The organism is Rhizobium sp. GW821-FHT14E12, from assembly GCF_058803745.1.
Window position 1 is genome coordinate 810,678 of sequence record NZ_JBXAPH010000001.1, and the last position, 20,538, is coordinate 831,215.

22 protein-coding genes are annotated in these 20,538 nt (G+C 58.1%); 5 read left to right on the top strand and 17 right to left on the bottom strand.

All coding sequences use genetic code 11. The features are described 5' to 3' along the window. From AC1RO0_RS03955 to AC1RO0_RS03975, 5 genes are all read right to left on the bottom strand, one after another. Positions 1 to 6,195, bottom strand: a complete 6,195-nt coding sequence (locus AC1RO0_RS03955) for a phage tail protein (RefSeq protein WP_498591635.1) — start codon at positions 6,193 to 6,195, stop codon at positions 1 to 3. 104 nt (positions 6,196 to 6,299) lie between these two features. After that, positions 6,300 to 6,728, bottom strand: coding sequence for a DUF6950 family protein (locus AC1RO0_RS03960; RefSeq protein WP_498591636.1), 429 nt, complete (start codon positions 6,726 to 6,728; stop codon positions 6,300 to 6,302). Next, a complete protein-coding gene (locus AC1RO0_RS03965; protein ID WP_498591637.1) occupies positions 6,725 to 7,345 on the bottom strand; it encodes a hypothetical protein in 621 nt (206 codons plus the stop codon). Before AC1RO0_RS03965 ends, AC1RO0_RS03960 begins: the two co-directional genes overlap by 4 nt. A 3-nt stretch (positions 7,346 to 7,348) precedes the next feature. Further along, positions 7,349 to 7,993, bottom strand: coding sequence for a hypothetical protein (locus tag AC1RO0_RS03970; protein WP_183697241.1), 645 nt, complete (start codon positions 7,991 to 7,993; stop codon positions 7,349 to 7,351). Beyond that, positions 7,993 to 10,410: a hypothetical protein gene (locus tag AC1RO0_RS03975; protein WP_498591638.1), complete on the bottom strand. Its 2,418-nt coding sequence runs from the start codon at positions 10,408 to 10,410 to the stop codon at positions 7,993 to 7,995. Before AC1RO0_RS03975 ends, AC1RO0_RS03970 begins: the two co-directional genes overlap by 1 nt. Before the next feature lie 58 nt (positions 10,411 to 10,468). On the opposite strand from AC1RO0_RS03975, the gene AC1RO0_RS03980 reads away from it, so the two are divergent. The 5 genes from AC1RO0_RS03980 (at position 10,469) to AC1RO0_RS04000 (ending at position 12,724) form a co-directional block, all read left to right on the top strand. Continuing rightward, positions 10,469 to 11,071 carry a hypothetical protein gene (locus AC1RO0_RS03980; protein WP_498591639.1) on the top strand — a complete coding sequence of 201 codons (603 nt, stop codon included), beginning with the start codon at positions 10,469 to 10,471 and terminating at the stop codon, positions 11,069 to 11,071. A 192-nt stretch (positions 11,072 to 11,263) separates the two neighbouring features. Further along, positions 11,264 to 11,572, top strand: a complete 309-nt coding sequence (locus tag AC1RO0_RS03985) for a transposase (RefSeq protein ID WP_498591640.1) — start codon at positions 11,264 to 11,266, stop codon at positions 11,570 to 11,572. Positions 11,573 to 11,590: 18 nt separating this feature from the next. Next, entirely contained in the window at positions 11,591 to 11,824 is a 234-nt protein-coding gene (locus AC1RO0_RS03990) for a hypothetical protein (protein WP_498591641.1), read from the top strand. 32 nt (positions 11,825 to 11,856) lie between these two features. After that, positions 11,857 to 12,186, top strand: coding sequence for a hypothetical protein (locus AC1RO0_RS03995; protein ID WP_498591642.1), 330 nt, complete (start codon positions 11,857 to 11,859; stop codon positions 12,184 to 12,186). Positions 12,187 to 12,352: 166 nt separating this feature from the next. Next, complete coding sequence (locus tag AC1RO0_RS04000; RefSeq protein ID WP_498591643.1) at positions 12,353 to 12,724, top strand: hypothetical protein; 372 nt, start codon at positions 12,353 to 12,355, stop codon at positions 12,722 to 12,724. A 38-nt stretch (positions 12,725 to 12,762) separates the two neighbouring features. On the opposite strand, the gene AC1RO0_RS04005 is transcribed toward AC1RO0_RS04000, so the two are convergent. The 12 genes from AC1RO0_RS04005 to AC1RO0_RS04060 form a co-directional block, all read right to left on the bottom strand. Next, positions 12,763 to 13,068, bottom strand: coding sequence for a phage tail assembly chaperone (locus tag AC1RO0_RS04005; RefSeq protein ID WP_498591644.1), 306 nt, complete (start codon positions 13,066 to 13,068; stop codon positions 12,763 to 12,765). A 23-nt stretch (positions 13,069 to 13,091) separates the two neighbouring features. After that, positions 13,092 to 13,493, bottom strand: coding sequence for a hypothetical protein (locus tag AC1RO0_RS04010; protein WP_498591645.1), 402 nt, complete (start codon positions 13,491 to 13,493; stop codon positions 13,092 to 13,094). 76 nt (positions 13,494 to 13,569) lie between these two features. Further along, entirely contained in the window at positions 13,570 to 14,055 is a 486-nt protein-coding gene (locus AC1RO0_RS04015; protein ID WP_449087500.1) for a hypothetical protein, read from the bottom strand. A gap of 3 nt (positions 14,056 to 14,058) precedes the next feature. Next, entirely contained in the window at positions 14,059 to 14,490 is a 432-nt protein-coding gene (locus AC1RO0_RS04020; protein ID WP_498591646.1) for a phage tail terminator-like protein, read from the bottom strand. 38 nt (positions 14,491 to 14,528) lie between these two features. Continuing rightward, positions 14,529 to 14,921, bottom strand: coding sequence for an HK97 gp10 family phage protein (locus AC1RO0_RS04025; protein ID WP_498591647.1), 393 nt, complete (start codon positions 14,919 to 14,921; stop codon positions 14,529 to 14,531). Positions 14,922 to 15,155: 234 nt separating this feature from the next. Further along, a complete protein-coding gene (locus AC1RO0_RS04030; protein WP_498591648.1) occupies positions 15,156 to 15,512 on the bottom strand; it encodes a hypothetical protein in 357 nt (118 codons plus the stop codon). After that, entirely contained in the window at positions 15,512 to 16,009 is a 498-nt protein-coding gene (locus AC1RO0_RS04035) for a DnaT-like ssDNA-binding protein (protein WP_498591649.1), read from the bottom strand. Before AC1RO0_RS04035 ends, AC1RO0_RS04030 begins: the two co-directional genes overlap by 1 nt. 71 nt (positions 16,010 to 16,080) lie before the next feature. After that, the gene (locus AC1RO0_RS04040; RefSeq protein ID WP_498591650.1) at positions 16,081 to 17,052 is read right to left on the bottom strand and encodes a DUF2184 domain-containing protein; all 972 of its coding nucleotides are present in this window, start codon (positions 17,050 to 17,052) and stop codon (positions 16,081 to 16,083) included. A 3-nt stretch (positions 17,053 to 17,055) separates the two neighbouring features. Then, the gene (locus tag AC1RO0_RS04045; RefSeq protein WP_498591651.1) at positions 17,056 to 17,526 is read right to left on the bottom strand and encodes a structural cement protein Gp24; all 471 of its coding nucleotides are present in this window, start codon (positions 17,524 to 17,526) and stop codon (positions 17,056 to 17,058) included. Between the two features lie 28 nt (positions 17,527 to 17,554). Beyond that, positions 17,555 to 18,691, bottom strand: a complete 1,137-nt coding sequence (locus AC1RO0_RS04050; protein ID WP_498591652.1) for a DUF2213 domain-containing protein — start codon at positions 18,689 to 18,691, stop codon at positions 17,555 to 17,557. An 847-nt stretch (positions 18,692 to 19,538) separates the two neighbouring features. Continuing rightward, positions 19,539 to 20,033 carry a hypothetical protein gene (locus AC1RO0_RS04055; RefSeq protein WP_498591653.1) on the bottom strand — a complete coding sequence of 165 codons (495 nt, stop codon included), beginning with the start codon at positions 20,031 to 20,033 and terminating at the stop codon, positions 19,539 to 19,541. Next, positions 20,030 to 20,533, bottom strand: a complete 504-nt coding sequence (locus tag AC1RO0_RS04060; RefSeq protein WP_498591654.1) for a helix-turn-helix domain-containing protein — start codon at positions 20,531 to 20,533, stop codon at positions 20,030 to 20,032. The genes AC1RO0_RS04055 and AC1RO0_RS04060 overlap by 4 nt, the downstream gene beginning before the upstream one ends. Between the last annotated feature and the right edge of the window lie 5 nt (positions 20,534 to 20,538).

Below are 20,538 nucleotides of genomic sequence, written 5' to 3' on the forward strand. Positions count from 1 at the left end.
TTATTTGTAGAGGGTAAGCACTCGGATAGTGCGGTTATTGGCTTTGACGCCCGTGCCTGAATCGACACGGACATCGAAACGGAACGTGGTCGAGGACGAGCTTGCAGGAGGGGTAAAATTGAACTCGTGGGCGAAGTGGCCATAGCCGACAAAAGAAAACGGGACCAAAGCCGTGTAGCCATTGTTGGCACTGTCATAGATCGAGATAATGACCCTGCATGCAACCTGCCCGGAGGCAGCCGTGCCCGACAAGCTGAAAGACGAATGGACAAGGACCGCTGATGTGTTGGTGCCGTGAGGTACACTCAAGCCGGTAATTGGCGTGTCAGACGTACCCACGTCAGCTGGTGGCAGGCCGGAATAATCCACCCGCGAAATCGCCCCCGGAACAATGTTACTTCTGCCTACCTGAAGCGACCCGATGACAGCACTACTGATGTTGACCGCGCCAAGATTGGCGGTAATCGCATCCAGGCTATTGACGGAGATCTTGTTGGCCGTAATCGCGCCATCGACAATAAGCTCCGCACTGACGGCGCGCCGCATGACCGGCCTTGACCAAGCCGCCCCTGCGCCACCTGTCGCGGGTCGACCAATTTGCAGGGCCATAGCGCATCGCGTTTGCCCGCTGGGAATTGTCACCCTTCCCCGCAAAAGCGCCCAGGAGTTTTTGGTCGAAGTAATCGCAGCCTGCACGAAGGTTTGATCGTCGGACGCTGATCCCTTGCAGGTCGCATAGACAGCCGCCGGGTAGTCGAGGTCCCAATTAAGCACCCATACTTCAAATGCATATTGCTGGCCTGGCTGAACAGGAAAGAATTTTGAAACCGCGCCGAACACGCCGTTCGAAATCAAGCGCCATCCCGACGCGTCACCTTGATTGGGGTCGTTGGCAAAATTGAGAAAGCCGGTGGTTGTCCACCCGTCAAGATTGCCTTGAGACCATCCGTTGTCCGCCATGTTGCTGAAGTCGGTAAGGATAAGGCTCTTGGCCGTGATCGCATTGGCCGCGATCTGGTCCGCACCGATCGTGTTCGCCGCCAGCTTGTCGCCTGTGATCGTACCGGCCGAGATCGTGGCGGCCGTGACCGCTCCTGCGGCGATAGTGCCGGCCGTCACCGCATTGGCCGCGATCTTGCCAGCGGTCACGGCATTGGCGGCGATCTTGTCGGTCGTTACCGCGTTCGCGACAATACCGCCGTTGGTGATCATGACGACATCGCCATTGCTCCAAGGCGTCGGCTCCGTAGCTCCGGCCGGGATACGGCAAAGCATCGGCTTGTTGATAAACATATAGCTGTTCGCCTGGTCCGCATTGGTATCGCGCTTGCGGAGCAGAATAGCGGCACAAACCGCACCAGCTGGAGCAGCACCAGCCGTACGAAGACGAGGCCAATTGTCCGGATTAGCCGCATCCGACGAATTTGCTGCATTACTCGCCACGGCGGTATAGCCGAGGACAGAGCCGTCGGCAGCTCGCCATTCGATCCTGAGCTCCGCCGTACAGCGATGCGCTGACAGATAAACGGTGGCTTCCAACCATTCGCCGGCCGTGCACGACACGCCGTATTTGAGCCCATCAATAGCGAGCATGTCCGAATCAGGGCGAACCCAGCGGACATCCGTAACATAGCCGCCCGAGGTGGGAGCGCTATTCTGAAACACCATCAAAGTCGGGTTGTTCTTCCCGGCATAGAGCTCAGATGTGGTCCGAATTCTAACGGAGAGACCGGGGACGGTTCCATTTGATCCATAAGTCCAACAATCCATGCCAGCTGCAAAATTCGCATTCTGCAAGAGGTTCTTGCCCGAGCCGACAGCGAGCGCATCCGTGGTAACTGAGTTGGAGGCAAGCTTATCCGAGGTGATTGCATTAGCAGCGATCTGCGAAGCGGAAACCGCTCCGGCCGCGATAGTGCCTGCCGTCACCGCGTTAGCAGCGATCTTGCTAGCAGTCACAGCATTGGCGGCAAGCTCGTTCGCAGTCACCGCCCCCGCCGCGATAGTGCCGGTCGTGATTGCACCGACTGCGATCTTGGCTGTCGTAATCGACCCCGCATTGATGGTAACGGCAGTCACCGCATTCGCCGCAATCGCGTTGGCCGTGACCGCGCCGGTGGCAATGGTAGTGGCGGTCACCGCATCGACGGCAATCTTGCCAGCAACGATGGAACCGTCGACCAGAAGACTTGCGGACGCTTTGCGCAGCCAGCTCAAACCGCCAAAGGAGATATCGCCATCGGTCAAAGAGCGCTGGACGTAGATCTGCACGCGAGCACCGAAAGCAATGACGGGCGGCGTGATGTTCGCTGAGAACGTCTGAACACCATCGACCGTGTTCGCGGCCGAAGTTGCCGCGCCGATCGTGGCGTAGGTATCCGGGCTCAGTAGCGCACCGTTGGCATCCAACCAGTGAACTCGGACCCAGAAGCCCATTTGAGTACCGGAGGTTCGTACAACCTGGACGGAGGCAAAATACTGCTGGCCGGAAACAACGGCGAAGGGCGAGCCAACCGCGATCGTCAGCCAACTGGAGCCTACCGTATAGCTGTAGTCAATCGACCCCTTACTGGTGAAAGCCTGTGTCGTCGCGGGCGTGATGACACAGCTTGCCAAGGTCGGCCATGACGCCGCCGACTGCATCTGGTTGTCCGGGATTAGGTTCTCCCAATCTTGCAGGACGAGGTTTCTCGCCGTGACGGCGTTGGCAGCGAGATTACCGGTGACGACCGCATTGGCGGCGAGCTTCGACGTTGTGATCACGCCGTCGACAAGCAGGTTTCCGGTATTGCGACGCTGGCAGGAAACAAAGCCGACTGCATAGGAGCCGGCAGTAATGGAGCCACCGGGAAGCAGATCGACCCAGGCATAAGCGGCCCCGGCCGGCACTGTGATCGCCGCCGAACGTTCGACATAGGTGGTATCAGCCGACGTGATTGCGGGTGCGAGCCCTTGATTGACGTAGGTGGTTTTGTCGCCCTGCATGAAGCGGATGCGTGGCGTCAGATTGGCGTTCGGCGTTCCGACAGCTTTGGCGAACACCTGCAAGAAATATTGCTCGCCCGGCACGACCGGAAACACACTGTTATTCCGGGTGAAGTTACCTGATCCGACGCCGATGCTCATATAATAGTTGCCGATATAGGCGTTTGCCGGATCGTTGACGATTGCAACACCCACAGCCGTCTTCACCCAGCTCACACCACCTTCGCCAAAGTTCGGGTTCTCAACACGATTGGTGAAGTCGCCGAGCACCATCTTGTCTGCGGTGATGGCGTTGGCGGCGATCTGGGTCGCGCCGATCGCGCCAGCGGCGATCTGGCCTGCCGTAATCGTGTTGGCGGCAACCTTGTCAGCGGAGACGGCTCCTGCCGCAAGCTCATTGGCGGTCACTGAACCAGCCGCGAGCTTGGGCGTCGAAATCGCCCCGTCGGAAATTTGGGTGCCGACGATCTGTCCCGCAATGTCAGCCGCCGCCGTTGCGGACGTCCAGGCACTGCCGGTGTGACGGTAGAGCTTGTCATCCGTGGTCAGGTAGATCGTCCGCCCCTCGATGTTTCCGGTGGTCGGCAGAACCGAGACGATTTCGACCGGCCGAATACCAGAGGCAAACTTGGTTGCGTCCACAGCAGCGGCGGCGAGCTTGGATGCGCTCACCGAACCGTCTGCAAGCTTGGCAGCATCGATTGCCAGCGCCGCGAGCTTTGAATTGGTGATTGCACTATCCGCGATCTGCGATGACACCAGCGCACCGGTGACCTTGGCAGCGTCGACAGCGGCAATCTGCGCGTTGGTCATTTGTCCGGTAACCTTGCCGGCGGCAAGGCTCTGGATCTGCGCGTCAGCAAGGGTACCATTGATATCCGCCGAGGCGACCGCGGTCGTCCAAGCGCCGAGGTAATAGCGATAAAGCTTGCCGTCCGTGGTCAGATAGACCTGCCGGCCATCAACATTGTTCGTCGTCGGCAGTACCGAGACGATCTCAACCGCCTTGATGCTCGAAGCGAGCTTTGTCGCTTCGATAGCACCATCGGCAAGCTTGGCGGCGGTCACTGCAGCATCGGCAAGCTTGGTGGAAATAACTGCGTTGTTGGCTAGTACCTCCGCCGTCACAGCCTCAACCTGCAACTTCGCAGTAGATACGGCGGCATCCGCAAGCTTGAGATTCGTAACCGCCTCATCCATGATCTTTTCGGCCGTCACTGCCGCGTCGGCGATCTTGGAAGCGACAATCGCATTGTCGAAAACATCACCGCTGGCGATCAGGACATTGGGTGCCTTGACCGCAAGCCAGGCGGACCAGTCCGTGGGACGGTTCGATTTCGGGAGATAGCGCCCCCGCGCCTCATAATCCGTGTTCGGCAAGGTCCACTGGCCGGAGATCAGCCAGGAGAATGGTGACTCATAGCGGGTGCTGTCGCTGTCGAAAACGACGTCGCCAGTCTCCTTCAGCCGAACTTGCACCCACACGCGCTCGACATCGTCCATATCCGGTGCGCAGCTGATCTTGATGGCCGGGCGGCGGTCGATGCCGCCAGCATCCTTCACTGTGCCGGGCTCAACGGTCCATCCGACCATCGGCTGCGACGGCGGCGTGATCGGGCCGATCCAGCCGATGGCGGTGGGCAATTGCAGGCCGCTGTGCCAATCGTAATCGGCGGGATCGACTTCCTTCAGCGTGACGACCGTCAGGAAGTTCGCCTGTGGTTCAACCTTGACGACCAGGAATTTCTTTTCCGCATAGCCGTTGCGTGCTGAGCTCCAGGAGACGACGTCGTTCGGCTCCAGCGGATAGGCGTCCGGCGGCAGCGATATCTGGTGCACGCGGAAGCGCCGGTAGTCCTGGATCATCGCCAGCCCGACGCGCTGCACCTGATTGGCAAAGGGCACGGCCGGAAATTGGATTTGCGCCGGCAGGCGCCGATCGCCATCCTGAGTTTCCAGTTCAGCATTGTAGCGCCCGGGCGCATCCTTCGTCGCCCATTTCTCGCTGGGTTCGGGATAGGTCGCCTCGATGGCATTGTAAGTATCTGAGAGCGAGGGAAAAGGCTCGAAATCCTGCTCCTCGGTGACGACGATATCATCATCTGAGAAAGAATAGACGGCGCCGCCGGGCGTGCTGATGAGCATCTTGAAAACGCCGCCGACTTCGGCCATGCGGCCATTGCAACCCTTCAGGATCTCGGAAATAACGTCGAGCGGTTGTTGATCGCACTGGACCTCGTAACCGGCGCGGAAAGCCGGTTCCTTGCGACCATCGTCGAGTGTTACCGCTGCATCACAGGCATTTGCTGCCGCCATCCAGTTTGCGGCCGGCAGGGAGAAGGCGGCGATGTTTTGGCCGCCATAAACCCATTCCGAACCATGATAGACGCCCCGAGCCAGATTGTAGACCATCGTCGCGGGATTGCTGGTGGGCTCCCAAGTGGCACGATTGTCCCAGCGATGTGCACCATTGCCGCCGGCAGACGAGTCCTTGCGGATATCATAGAACGGAACAGGATGCGGTTGATAAAGGCCGGCGGGAATGCCGGAGAAGAGATCGGTGTTATAGCGAGCAGTGAGGATGACGACCTGGCAGCCGAGGCCGATCATGGTCGACTTCCACGGACGGTCCGGTTCAGCGCCGAATTTTGCCGTGAGGAAGGCATCGGGGCCAGATTGCGTGCCGTCGAGGAACCTGATCCAGAGATAGTCCTTCCTGCCCACGCGGTATTGCAGCACCGGATAGCCGCGCCCGTCGGGATGCGGCTCCTCCCAGAGAACGCCGACCTCCTGGTCGTCGATCCAGACGCTGGTGAGACCGCGCTCACCGGCATAGTTGGGCAGGCTGCCGATTTCGATGACATCCGTGAAATAGGCATTCGGCGTCTTGCCGTCATCGCCCCAGGAGCCGGCATATTTGCGCCGGCCGGCGGTGGCGTAGCTGCCCATGATGAAGGACATGGGATGGTCGTCGCCCATGCTGATCTCGAGCTTGACACCAGCCTGCTGCGGCTGCTCCTTCTTCGCCAGTGCCTTCTCGATCAGCGACAGGCCGACATTCAAGGCAACCGTCAGGATCAGCTTGCCGATGGCGCCGATCGGCAGGAAATTCGCAATCACGCCGATGGCCGCAACAAGAGGGCCGGCATGGGCGGCGTCCGCGATCAGCCAGAAGCCGAGGACGTTCAGGATCAGGATGAGAATTTTCATGGACCGGGCGACCTCGAATGGCGCATGGAAAAGGGTGCGCCGCCGGGGACCGGCAGCGGCATGTCACCAATGGGTGATGAGAAGATTTTAGCGCTTATGCCGGCTCAGCCGACCTTGAAGGCCCTGGTGGCGTCGAGCAGGTCGACGGTGCCGAGGCCGGTTTCGCGCAGCACGAAGACACGCTCGCCATTGACGACGCCAAGCGCATAGCCGAAGGGGCCGTCATGCGGGATGGCGGCGATATCGCCGATATAGGCCTCGCTCGGATGGATCTCCGGCAGCATGGTGGCGACGAGATCGGCGAGATTGTCGAAGCCTGCCGCCTTCATGGTCTTCAGCGCACCGGCGGCGGTCGAATATTCGCCGCGAAACTGCGCGGCGCAATCGACGCCGGTGATCGCCATCACCAGATTGCCCGCCAGCCCCGGCCCGCAATCGTGGCTGCCCCAGGCAAAGGGCGTGCGTTTCAGCCGGTCGATCTCGGCGACGAAACAGGCGCGCCAGTTCTTGACCCTGACAAGATCATCAATCACTTCTGCCCCCATGGGATCTGCCAATTGGCGACGGTGCTGGAATAGAGGCCGAACTCGTCGCCGCTGCGGCGCTTCTGGCCCTCATAGGAGGATTTGGCCGGATTGGTGCGCTCCAGCATGGCGATGGCGGCGGAGATCGCCGATATCTCGACATTGCCGTCCTGCCCGACCGCCGGCGTCTTGATCGGCGCGCCGTCGGCAATGCCTAGAAAGGCGATTTCCGGGGCGGCGCTCGGCTGGCGGGTCACCGTGTCGAAGGCCATGTCGTGGATTTCCACCGGCGCCAGGCGCAGATCGTAGCCCCGCACGAGCTGCTGTGCCACCGGCGCGATCTGGCCGATGGTGATCGTCACCGTCTGGATCGTCAGATCGGCGGTGCGCGCGATCGGGCTCACCTGCAGATTGAGGCCGCCATAATAGGTCCGCGCCTCCGGCAGGCCGGTGATGCCGGAGACGACGGTGATGTTGATATCGTCGTCTCCGGTCCAAAGGCCGATCGGGTTGATGACGCCGGTATCGAAGCTCTTGCCCTTGATCCAGACGAAACGACGGGGCACGAGCCCCCGGTCGCGCGCGCCGGTCAGCGCCGCGAAGAAAGCAGACGTGATGTTTTTCATTTTCTATTTCTTCTGAACGATCTTGAAGGTGGCTTCCGTGGTGATCATGCCGCTTGCCGTGCCGGGGTTGTGGCTGCCCGGCATGATGATGCATTTGCAGGCCGGGAGCAGCAGCACCACGCCCAAGCCGGCGGAAAAGCCGGCCGGCAGATGTGGAAAGACGCCGAAGACGGGGGTCGTGCCCGCGCCATTCGCCGCCACCGTTTCCGACACTTCGAGAAAGGCATAACGGCCGCCATAGCCGATCTGCATCTTGTCGCCGACGGTCAGCCGATAGCCCGAGGGCAATCCCTTGAGGCTGAGCGAGGCATTGTCGGCGCCGAGTGCCGCGATGCTGACGCTGGCCGCCCCAAGCTTCGTTCCGTCGGGATCGGCCTGCGGATATTTCGACAGCGGATCATAAAGAAACAGCGCCTCCTGGGCGCCGTGAAGTTTGCGGATGCGGGCGGCGATCTGTTTCGCCTCCGCATTGTACATGTCGGCCAGCGTCACCGTGCCGGTCCAGAGCGGCGGCGCCAGCTCCGCCTGCCAGACCCGGCCATCGCCGGAGCCGGAAAGCTCGTCATTGCGCTGGATGTCCCAGACGACGCTGGAGATCTTCAGGAGATCGGCAAAGGCCGGCAGGCTATAGGGATAGGAAACGGCCATCAGCGCCTCCGGGGATTGCGGTTGATCTGCGCGACGCGATCGGGAAGCTGCTGATTATAGTCATTCAGCCCCTGCCGCGTCGAAGTCTGCGCCTCGCTCTGGGCGACGTTTTTCACATAGGCCTTCAGATTGCCGTCCTCATCGACGGAAACGCCGACCGTGACATGCACCCCGGAACCGGAGCCGGAGGCTTCGTTCTGATTGCCGGCCTTGAGGCGATGGGTGGGAACGGAGGCATCCGGCTGAACCCTGGCAAATTGCGGCCCGCCCTCGCCGACCACGCCACCGTCGGCATAGCCACGCCGGCCAAGCCGCATCGCCTCGACAACGCCGACGCCGCCAGCGCGCGAAACATCCTTCTGGCTCCAGACGACCTCGCCGGCATGAACGATGCCGGCAGGATCATTGACGCCGCCGGGGCCGGTGTAGCCGCCATCTGCAAACAACCCCGCCGAACCGCTTGCAATAGCGCTCGCCGCCTGCGGCGACCGCGCAAGGATGCCAAGATCCAGCCCGCCGCCTCCGCCGAAGAGTCCGCCAAAGAGCCCACCGCCACCGAACAAGCCGCCGCCGGCGCTGTTGACCTTGAACAGGCTGTTGAGCACATCGTTCAGCAACCTGTCGGAAATCTTGGTGAGCACGGAAATGGCCGCTTTCCCCAGGGATTTCCAAAGGCCTTCGCCATTGCGCAAGCCGCTGACGAGCGTCGAGGCGAAATCGCCGGCAAGTTCACGAGCATATTTGAGCTGTTCATTATAGCGAATGATGCCAGCCGACGCCGAATTCATGTCGACCGGAAGACCATATTGTTTCTGTGTCGAAGCGACCGTCTGATCGACGGTCGAACGACCCATCTGCTCCTGCTGGAACTGGATATCGCCCGAGAGCTTCCCCAGCGCCTGCGCCTCCGCAAGACGCTGATAGGCATCAGCCTGGTCGTTGGCCGCCTTGGTCAATTGCGGCATCTGCGCCAACTGCGCTGCGCCACTTTTCTGAAGACCATCCTGACTTTGCTTCAGTGTGGCGACCTTTGTTTTCACATTTTCTGTCGCGGCAGCGGATTCAGCGGAGGCTTGAGTTCCGAGTTTTGTTTGCTCGGTGTTGGCTTTGGAAGATCTCGTAAGAGCGTCCATGCCTTGCTGAGTGCTCTGGAGCTCGTCTTTTTGGCTGTTTTGAACGCCAATACTGTTCGCGATGGGCTGCTTCGATGCAGCTTCAATCGCAAGAGGGCCTAAGCGAGCGAAAGATGAGAGCGCTGGAAAGAATGTTTCAGCGAGAGTTTCCATTTGAGAAAGCTTGGATTGCTGTTCAGTTGGTCGAGCGGAGGCAGCGCCATTTTGCTCTGACTTTACTTTGGCATTTATTGCTGCTGTTGTTGCGTCAACGTTTTTATTGACCTTCTCATCCACGGCAGCATAATCTCGGTACAATTCAGAATTCTCAACCATGCTAGGCATGGCCTCCTTGAAAAGCTGGGCAAAAGTCTGGAGGTTGACAAACTGTGGATTCTTCTCAGCGTTTTCGGCCAAACTATTCCCAAATGATTGGTATTGCTCTCTCGTTGCTTTTCCCGACAAGATTAGCGGCTTGATTTCATTAAATTGCTTCTCAAGATCAGCGAAGTGCCCTCCCCCGACAAATGAATCCGTGCCGAACTGCATTTCGGCAGCAAGACTCATTGAATTAAACGTATCGCGTACTGCTTTCAGCGGACGATCGGATAGTTTTTTGTAATTTTCTAATGCTTCAACTACACCACTTTCAGTACGACTATTTTCATAATCGGCTTTCATCGCCGGCGTTTCATCAAGACCAAGCTTGCGTACCTGTTCATGCATCTTCGTCCGATCGGCGATATCTTCTTTCGAACTTTCATAACGTTTTGATGGTAAGTTTTGATCAATTTTGTCGGCTACGGAATTAAAAAGGATGTCTGCAAAGAACCCTCGGATACCCGGAACCAGACTGCTACCGCTTTTTATCAACTGACTTGCGAGACTACCCGCTAGGTCGGATGCGTTTTTCCCTTCATCGGCTCGATTCTCAAGGTAGTATTTCATCTCCGGCGATCTGCTATAAGAGGATTTTCCACTTGGAACGGATTGTAATCCATCGCTCACAGGTTGAATATTTCCACCACCATCGCTTGACTTCACGTTCAGGGCAATAAGAGTGCTCGACAACTTGATGGGAGACGATCGATCATTGCCATTCAATTTGCCGATAGTATCACCAACTCTAGCGAGAGAGCCCGCCGCGCCTCTTGCTGCGGTGCTCATCGTTTTTAGTGCGCGACCCGTCACACCGGATACTTTTTCCGCTTGGCCTACAGCAACAACATAATCTCTCACATCGTTACTTGCCGTTTTGATTTCGCTGCTATCAACTTTAATGCTTAGAGTTGCGATATCTGCCACTGGACCACCTTTTGATTTCATGCGAGAGAATACCGCGACGCTACTCGTGGGAGTTTTAATGAAGCTGATTTCCAGCGTGATTGCAGTGCTTGCCGCGTTGTTGTTGCTCTACAGCTTTGGCATCTTTGATCCGCCAATCGTAAAGGCTTGCGAGGCAAATCTGAAAAACTATCTCATAAGGCCATCGAGCTATAAGCGTGATGGCTACATCCTATCAGAAAAGCCGCTGACCAGATCTGAACTTGAGGATCACTACGCGCGCATGTATTCTCGTCTTGATTCTGACTTCAAAAATTTAAGTTCCGATAGACTTGCCAACGTAAAGCAAGATATTAAGGGTTTTCAGCTTGAATCTCTTAAAGCTTTCGAGAAAGGCTCCTTAAATCCGACGATCTATGGTGCAATTATAAAATTCAACGCGGAAGACGATGAAAATAAACCATTAAATACGTTATTAGCATGCGAATATTACTCTAACGACGGAAAAACATCTGAAATGACAGCAGGAGACATATCTCTACTTAAGGCAGATTCTTCCGATTTATATCGCATCGTTCAGTCTGAAGCAGCCCTTTCTCCTGAGAAGAAGCAAATATCCCAGAGACCAATTGCACCTTATCAGGGTTGGTTTCGCGATATTTTCAGATGGCTCATCCATTAAATCACACTAAACAACGTAGAGAATTACGGTGATAGTGCATACAAATAAAAACCCACATTCCAACTAGCGCAATCAACGGCCCGTCTCGCCCGTACCATCATCCCAGACACTCCGCATCAGGTCACCCAACGCGGCAATGGGCGAGCACAGACCTTTTTCAGCGATGACGACTATGTCTTCTATCGCGATCTGTTGGCGCACCATTGTCGCGCCGCCGACGTGGAGGTTTGGAGCTGGGTATTGATGCCGAACCATGTTCATCTCATCCTCGTGCCGACGGATACCGACGGCATTCGCCGGGCTTTGTCACGCGTGCATCGCGCTTATGCCGGCCATATTCATGCAAGGCTGCGCCGCACCGGCCATTTCTGGCAGGGCCGCTTCGGTTGTGTCGCCATGGATGAAGAACACTTGGCGGCAGCGCTCTGCTACGTCGCCTCAATCCAGTCCGCGCACGCCTTGTCGAACGGGCCGCCGATTGGCAATGGTCGAGCGTCCTGACCCAACTTGGACTGGTTGATGATGACGGCGTTACGACTGCCGCTTCGGTACGGGCGCGCTTTCCCGATTTTGCCGCCCTGCTCGCTGCCGGAGAAGAAGAAATGGCATTTTTCCGCACTACGCCGCGCCGAGAGCATCGGCCGCCCCGTCGGCAACTCCGACTTTCTTCGCCGGCTAGAACACATCACCGGCACCAGCCTTACACCAGTCCGTCGCGGCCGCAAGACCAAGAGCACCACTGAGGAAAATTAGTGCACTGTCACCGTAATTCAGGAGGAACAACAATGCGTTATCTTGTCATTGGAATTTTCTTATGCTTGGCCGGTACGAATGCGATTGCCGGCAGAAATCAGGATGCAAATATTTCACCACGCAGTGTCATCGAAGAATCCTTGCACCGATTGACGGCGGCTTACACATGCCGCGATATTTATGGCCCTGGACTTTATCCGTTGGTCCGAGAAGAGGCGAAATCCAAACTGGAAACGATTGGTGCCTCCTCTGAGGCTATCGCCGGTTTATTCGAGAATCTGGAGAAAGTTCTCCAGTCCACGGATGCGATCGGTAAAGTTGACTTTGATGAATGCCTGAAGGGAATAGCCAGAGGACTTTAGCCTGACGGAGCTTGAGATACTAACAGCTGAAGAAACCGCTTAAGTGGCAACACGCAGACCTTTCTCGGCAAAACCGACCGCATATTTTCGAACCAAAATTCGCGCGATACTTGTATTTCTTTGTATATCACCTTAACATCGACACCGCTAAGAGCCAGGATGGACAATGCGCGGATTTATCGCAGTAATATGCCTATGCCTAGTGGGCGGTAGCGCTTTTGCCGTCAGTACCAAAAATAGCGATGCTCGCGCGGACGTGCTGATTAAAGCCCTCTATGACAATTTAAGTGGCACCTACCTATGCCGAAACGTTGCGGGCGTTGACATATACTTGAAAGCGCGTAGCACAGTGGAAGCTACGATGCTGAAATTTTCAAAGAATGCAGACCTCACTCAAAAAGTTCTGGCAAAATGGGAAGGCGAATTCCAAAAGAACTCAAGTTATCAGAACCCTAACATTTCAGTTGATGAATGTAAGGTTTTGCTAAAGGGACGACTTGAGAAACTTAATGCAGCTTTAGATTCCTTTCTGCGGTGACAACGCTTGTTGTTTCGCTTTCGTTGTCAGAACTCGTACTACCCCGCCTCCCGCGCCCTGATCGCCTCCGCCTCTTCCTCCACTACCTGACAATAGCGCCCATCCATCGCCTTCAGCACCGCGATCTCCTCGCGGCGCAGGAGGTTGCCGGTTAGTTGCAGCCAGGCGAGGATTTCCTGGTTTGAAACCGGCGCCGGGCCGGAAAAGCCGGGAGCCTGCGACGTGCGCAGGTCCCAGAACCAGTCCCAGAGCGCATATCCGGCCTCGGGCACCTCGGCTTCCGGGCTCGCCAGCTCGAAAGCCTCGTTGCGCTCGCGGCGGGTCTCGCCGTTCTTGTCGCGCACGCAATCGTAGCGCGCGACGATGCCTACGGCTGCGGCGAGACCTTCGGCAAGCTCCTCATAAAATTTGCGCGGTCCTCCGAGGCGCCAGCCACCTGGTCGTAGATCCAGCCGGCTTCCTCGACGACTTCGCGGGCCTTGTCGAAGGAGAGCACGGGCTGCTCGCCCTTCCACTGCTGCGCGCCCCAATTCCAGGAGGAGATGGAGGCGGCGGCCTTGTCGAGATATTCGGCCTCGACCTTGCTGGTGGTCAGCTTCTTCTTGCGGCTGGCGAGGAAGCGGTCGCTATGCTGGCGGACGATCTTCTTCACCTCGTTGCTCTCGGCCGAGCGGATCATGAAGGAGATGCCGAGCGGCTCTTCGCTGGCCGGATGCAGGAGCTGCAGTTCGAAGAGATCTTCGGAATTGACGAGACTGGAGATATCCAAGGAAACACCTTATCGGTTGACTATGGGAATGGCCTCGCGCCCGGCTGAGCGCGCGCGAGGCTCCGCGAGATCGCGCTTACGGCGCGGTGACGGGATCGACGCGGATCGGCAGCTGGTTGAGGCCGATCTTGAATTTCTCCAGATCGAAATCGTCGGAGCCGCCGCCGGGATAGAGCGGGCCGGAAACGACGCCGCGCGAATAGAAGACCGTGTTGGTCTTGCCCTGCGGCGCATCGTTGCGCTCGACCTTGATCGCCATGTTGTTGATGTTCAGCGGATCGCCGAAGGTGCGCAGGATGATCTGGCCGGCATCGTCGGCGATCGAGGCGACCTCCAGCTCCGGGTCGCCCGCATTGGACACGCCCTTCTGCTTCTGCTGCACCGGCTCGTCGAGGGTATTGTAATTGTTGATGGTGGAGTCGGAACCGAAATCGCCGATATTGCCGACCTTTCCGACCTGCACCCAGGTCAGCGCGGCATAAGCGCTGGCCGTCAGGTCGGTATTCTGGGCGGTCTCGCATACGTAGACCTTGGAGCCCTTCTTCGTGCTTTTATTCGCCATGGATCATCTCTCCGGTTCAAAGGCGGTGTAGGGAATGGTGACCGGTATCTGCACCCGGTCATCATCTTGGATCGGGCCTACGGCCCACGGCTCGCCGCTGATCGTGATCTTCACGCCAGAGGCAAACAGCGTCTTGTTGTTGAAATGGTCGATGACGAGGCCGGCGGCATCGAGTGGCTTGATCAGCCCGCCGCCGGCCTTCCAATAGACCGAAACCTGCAAAAGCCCGCGCTTCTGCTGCGGATCGTCGCCAAGCGTCACCTGCCGCGGCTGGGCGGGCAAGAAGCTGACAGCCAAATAGTTATCCGGCTTACTTTCCCCCGCGGGCGGAAAGGCAATGCCGGGCTGCGCCACCGGCAGCGGCGGGGTAAAGGTCAGCGCCGCCAGATGGTCCAGCAGCGCAGCCAGAATGATTGCGTCCGTCGCCGTCGCCATGCGTCACCCATATTTATGATGTTGAAAGTCTTGAGCGGTCAGTCCGTCTCGCGGACGGCCTGCTCGACAATGTTGCGCCATTCCTGCGCGGCGCGGCGCACCATGCCGTGCCCCGTCTCGCCATCGCGGCCATATTCGACCTCGGCGGCATAGGGCTCGGTAAAGCCCATATAGATCATGCCGCCGAGCGGCACGCTGAGTGTCGCCGGATTGACCGCCTCGGCATCCTCGCCGGAAGCACCTGCCCGCATGACCGGCATTGCGGAGCCGGAAACCTGAAACGAATTCGCCAGCACGCCGCTGGCATCCGGAGTTCGTTCGATGACCGTTTCGGCCAGCAGCCGCGTGGACGTCTGGATCACATCCTCCATCCGCTGCTTGGCCTTTTCGGCCCAGGCGGCGACGGAGGCGGAGAAATCGGAAGAGGCCATTGCTTCAGCCCTTTGAAATGATTCAGATTCGCTCAGATGAACGGGCGCATCTTTTGAAATTCAGAAAGGTCAGGGCGCCATAACGCGCGCGAATCGCGGAAGCGGCGCCTCTATCGGCTACCCTCTCCGTCACCATCCGCTCGATCTCCGGCGACGATGCCAGTCGCTCCAGCGTCTGGATCAGCCGGACAAGCAACCAAAGCGCAAGCACGGCCCTGAAACGGGCAACCGCACTCACCGGCGCACCTGCAGCTGCCAAAGCACCGTGGTTCCACCCGGAGCCAACGGCTGCACATCGACGATCGCGTGCTCCACGCCGGCAATCAGCAACCTGTCGGCAAGCGTCGGCTCGATCGAGAGCCCCGCCGTCGAAAGATAGACCATCCGGTCACCGCGCTGGATCAGCATGCCACCGATATGCGCTTGGGTATGGTCGAGATCGACCAGCATGCAAGAGAAGTCTTCGCTCGTCTGCACGGGGTCGTAGTCCGGGCCGGAAGCCGTGATGCGCCGGAGTTGGCCCTGTTGGCCGAACCTGCCAATCAGCCGCTCCGCCGTCGCGCGGGTTTTCGCATAGTCGAAACCAGCCATCACACCACCAGAATGCCCGGCAGAACCGGACGCAGGAAGGGATAAAGCAGGCCGTCAAGCACCGTCAGCACCGGCCTTGCGGCAGCGATGCTGCCGTCGAGGGAACCGACAGCGGCATACTCCGTCTCCAGCGGCCCGACCTTCTCGCGCTTGACGGTCTGTGCCGCTGTGACCACGGGCGTCAGGCTGCCGGGATCGGCAAGTTCGACCACGGCAACCTCATAGGCAGCATAAGTCACCGGCAGCGGCACGATGTCGTCGGTAATAGCCTCGCCGTTCGCCGTCACAGCCGCCCTGCGTGGCCAGGACAGTGGCTGCTCATAGCCGCCAGCACGAAGACCTGGAAAACGCGGCTCATAAAGGCCATCGACAATCTGCGACCCGCGCACCAGCGCAGCGACGCGGTCATTTTCACCAGCCGCGGCCCAGGCCACATTGCCTCGATCGGCAAAATAGAGATCGGCAGCATCGAGCGTGCCATAGAAAGCTGCGGGCATAAGAGCTCCAGTCTATCAATGAAGAAAGCGGACGCTCCTCCCTCCGCCGAAACGGAGGGAGGACGCTAAACTCACGCCGCCGCCGTGATCTCGTCACCATAGGCCATCGCCGCCGGCAGGCGCACTTCCGTGCCGCCGGTGCGGGCGATGATGCCGGTCTCGAAGCTCATAATCGACTTCTGGCGCGGCTGCAGTACACGGCGCGGCATCGGCAGATGGAAGCGCAGCACCTCGGGATCGCGGCGATAAACAACCATACGCCCGCCGCCATCCTGAGACGCGGTCGCCAACTCGCGCAGCGGCTGGATATCGAGAGGTTGCCCGGTTTCGGCAGTGTAGACATTGCCCCGGCGCAGGAATTCCAGGACGCTGATGTAGCCATCGGTATCAGCAAGTCGCTTGGTGGCGATCAACCGAAATGCCTCCGGCGGCAGACGCAGGCTGTCCACCCACTCGACCTCGCCGGTGCTCGAGCGCACGCCGCCGATCAGATCGTTGACATCACGCAGGATCTGATCCGCCGTCTTGGCCGACCAGAAGGTCGAGGAACTGGCGCCGTCGGCGGCGACATCGACACGCGAGACGTTCGGATCGTTGACGAAGCCGGTCCAACCCTTCTCCGCCGAACCGACCATGGCGACGGAATTCAGCAGCCGCTCGATCTTGTCGGCGGCAAAGATGGCGTTGGAGGCGTTGAGGTCGAGATTGTAGAGCGCGGCCTGATTGACCTCCTCCAGGTTCCATTCCCAACCGGAGCCGATCATTGCGAAATCATGGCTGGCGCTGTCGCGCGTCGATTGGTTGAAGGGCATGTCCGTGCCGGCACCGGAAAGGAACTTCGCCTCGCCCGCGCTGTCGACGGTGAAGAAGGTCGTACCAGCAGCCCATTCGTTGCCCTCGGTGACGACGGGAACATGCAGGCCATAATTGAAGGTCGGATAGCGGCGCTGATAGATCCGCGTCTCGATATTGCGGCCCTGTGCAATGACGAAGGAATAGGCCGCCTGGGCATCGGCGAAATGCTGTCGAACGAACTGGTTCATGGATTAGGCGCTCCTGTGCTTCAGCGAGATTTCGACGATGTCGCCGTTCCCACCGCTCGTGTCGAAGAAACAATCGGGAATGGGACCGACGATGCCGGTGCCGGCCGCGTTGACGTAGGCGTTGGTGGTCGGGTTGTAGTAGACGGCATCGCCGTCAGCGACCGCGCCGCCTGCCCGCACATACATCTGGCCGGAGGTCAGGAAGGCACCGGTGACGAACTGCGCGTAGCCGTCCACCTGTGTCGCGCCGGGCAAAGTGGTCGGCGTCAGCATGGCAATACCGAGGAACTTGCCGCCGGCGGCAAAGGGTGCGACGCCGTGATCAGCGAGGCCGCGCTGGACCGGCTGGCCGAACTTGATGCCAGTGGCATTTTCCACCGTGCGGCTGATCTTGTTGGATTTTTCCTCGGAAGCGATCTGCCCGTGCAGGCCCTTCTGAGGAGCGTTTCCATAGGTGGTCTGATAAGTCGCCATTGAAGCGTCTCCTTTTTCGTTGACCTGGTTAAACGGGGGTGGCCGGCTGATGCGCGGATTGCAGATCGCGCACCATGGCGGCATAGGCGCTGAAGGCCGCCGACATCGATGTCTGCGGCGTCGTGACGCCGTCCTTGACTACGGCGGCAAAGAGATCCGGCGTTTCATGGATCGCATCGGCAAGCATGTCGAAGCGCGCATCGATATAGGCATCCGATCTGCCTTCAACCGCACCTTCACCGATCTTGGTGACGACGACCGCCTTGCGGATCGCCGCATCCGAAAGACCCGACGTCTTCACATCGCCAACGATTGCCCTGGCAAGCCCGATGAGATCGGCGCGCGCTTCGGCCCGCCGTTCAATCTCCACATCGCTCACGAGGCTTGCCTTGGCGGCGTCAAGCTCGGCATCACGGATAGCGATGGCCTTCTGATAGGCCGCATCGGCCACAGCGATCTGGGCCTTGGTATCGGCAAGTTGTTGCTGGAGCTGCGCGACAAGCTCCGAGACTTGATCGCTGACTTCGATCCCGATGCCATCGACGGTAATTGTCTTTGCGGACATCATCCCTTCCTTGTTTTCGTGGTGATCGGAAATGGGGCGTGGGGCTGCGAGAGGAGCGCAGCCCCACGGTGCGGCGGCATCGCCGATGCGGACTTTCGATCCAGCTCGGCCACGGCGCACAATGGCAATATGATTGATGCGAATATTCTTCTGGACAGCGTCATAGGCCTCGCCGGCGGACGTCACGCCGGCGGTGAAATCGAGATCGCAGACATAGCCGGCGGAAAGCTCCTGCTTGCCGCTCTCGATGTCCCGGATCGTCGCCTCGTCGCTGACCATCAGCGGCACACGAATGAAGATGCCCTCACCGGCGATCTCATCGCCGGTCTGCCCGACGGAATACTTCTTCCAGTTCTCCGACGTGACCATCTCCGGCGGGTGCTCATTTGTCACCGGCCGGTGAGCAGCACTCTTCAGCGTATCCTCGGAAAACACTTCCGCGCCGGGCCGATAGACACGCACGGTACGCATCTCCGGCCGGCCGATTTCCGTACCAAGATAATTTTGAATGCCCGTACGGGCGACCCGGGCATCGGCCACAAGATAGCCGTCTCCGGTCCGCCGCGTTCCCGCGACGGTGACAATGTCTGTGAAGTTCATGATTGGATGTTCCTTGGTCGGAGCCGACTTTGGTTGAGACTACGTTGGCTGCATATAATGCGGCAGTGGTAGAGGCGAATGTCTCTTCTGAGGCCGGAGGCCGGGTTGCCTCAATTTAATGTTTTCAAATCCTTAGTGATCTCTTGGACCACTGGCTCGTCCACATGATCATTTGGCTTTTTGGAAAAGTGCCCAATCCGAAAGTGGTTGGTTGCGGAGGACTGTTTCTACACATCCTCACATTCGCTCTACCGTGTGAACCTTGCGGGAATTCGCCCGTTTACCAACTTTTTTAGATTCCTAATCTGGGGGTCGCGCGTTCGAATCGCTGAGTTTTTTATTTGACTGGAGATCAAAGGGCCTGCTTCATGCACATATCCAGACCTTGCATCGCAGGTGAATGATGCGCGGATACTAGGCGACCGAGGCCGTCGTACCGGGAGAGCAATATGTCTGTAAGTTATGTGTTCGAAAAATTTAGTTCTGCCGTCAATCTCATGGCAACGTCAGCTGCGACAATCCAAGATCGTCTTCGCATGGCACATCTAACGTTTCATCCTGCGATGACTAGATGATTTGCCGACTGACGAGATGAAAGATATATACAAGCAGCTAATGGAACAATTGACTGCTATTAAAGACAACGAACTCGGCGCCGTGCCCGCTACTACTGCTCAGATGGGCGACGCCGAGGCAGAGGAGGAGGCTGACAAGATATACAGTCTCCATTGCCAACTTCGGCACTGGTTCGCAGACAATCCCGATAAGCACATATGAAATGACCACCGGTCGATCCAGTGTATTTTTCAAGAAAGCTCGTAAGCTGGACAGGTCGCGAAGATTGCACTTACCCACGCGACCGTGAACTCTTAATTACCGGCATCACCGGGAGTTCGGCTTTGGACTCCCAAGAGAGATGAGCAACCAGTCCGCGAAAATATGGATAAGACGCGAAGCGACCTACTCTCTGTAAATAGGCTTCAAGGTGGGCTTTCGCGACCTCCGGAACACCGCTGTAGACGACAAAATACTGCGCTTCAACTTTAAGAAGCTTCTTCTTGGAGATCGTTACGTTGGTGAACCAAGTAAAATGCCCCCCCAGCGTCTTAGACTCCGCGTCATAGTTGACGGATGTCAGCTCGCCATCGAATGAACGTGAAAGCGGCTTTCCGCCTTCCTCATCCTCTCGCAGCGCCACAAAGTATTCAGGCTTCACTGAAAATTTGAGATCCATCAGGCGGATATCAAGAAGGTCGGCATGCTCAACGATCTGATTGTACGCTTCAAGCGCCTCGGCCTTTGTGACCTCAGTATCACCCTTAGCAAGGCTAACTTCACTCATGCGACAACCGCTTGCTCAAAGAGCTTTTCGGAAAGATTGTCATTAACAACCATAGGTGGTGATTTGCGCGATTTTTTCTCAATAAGCTTCATCAACATATTCGTGGTGGTCGCCGCCGCCGTGCCAGCAGCGTCAACCTCAATAAAGTTTGATTGCATTGAAACTTCGACAGCCATGGCCCATCCAACAGACTTCGCCACCGGTGCGGACGTGCTCCAGGAACCTTGGCGAAAAGTAGCCTCTTTCGCCGGCATGCTATGCCACTCGCAACGCGAGCCAAGCGCACAATAAATCCGAGCAATGGTCTCGATCGTCAGGTTGGCTTCATCACCCAAGATCTGAGAAATCCATGCAGGGCTGACCTTCAGACGGCGCGCCAATTCTGCTTGCGAGACGTTTGCGTCCTTCATCGCACGCAAAATGTCATATTGAATATCTGCTCGAAGCTCCTCGATAGCGAAGATGACGGCTTCGTTTTCATCAGCGGGACCAAATCTCATATTGT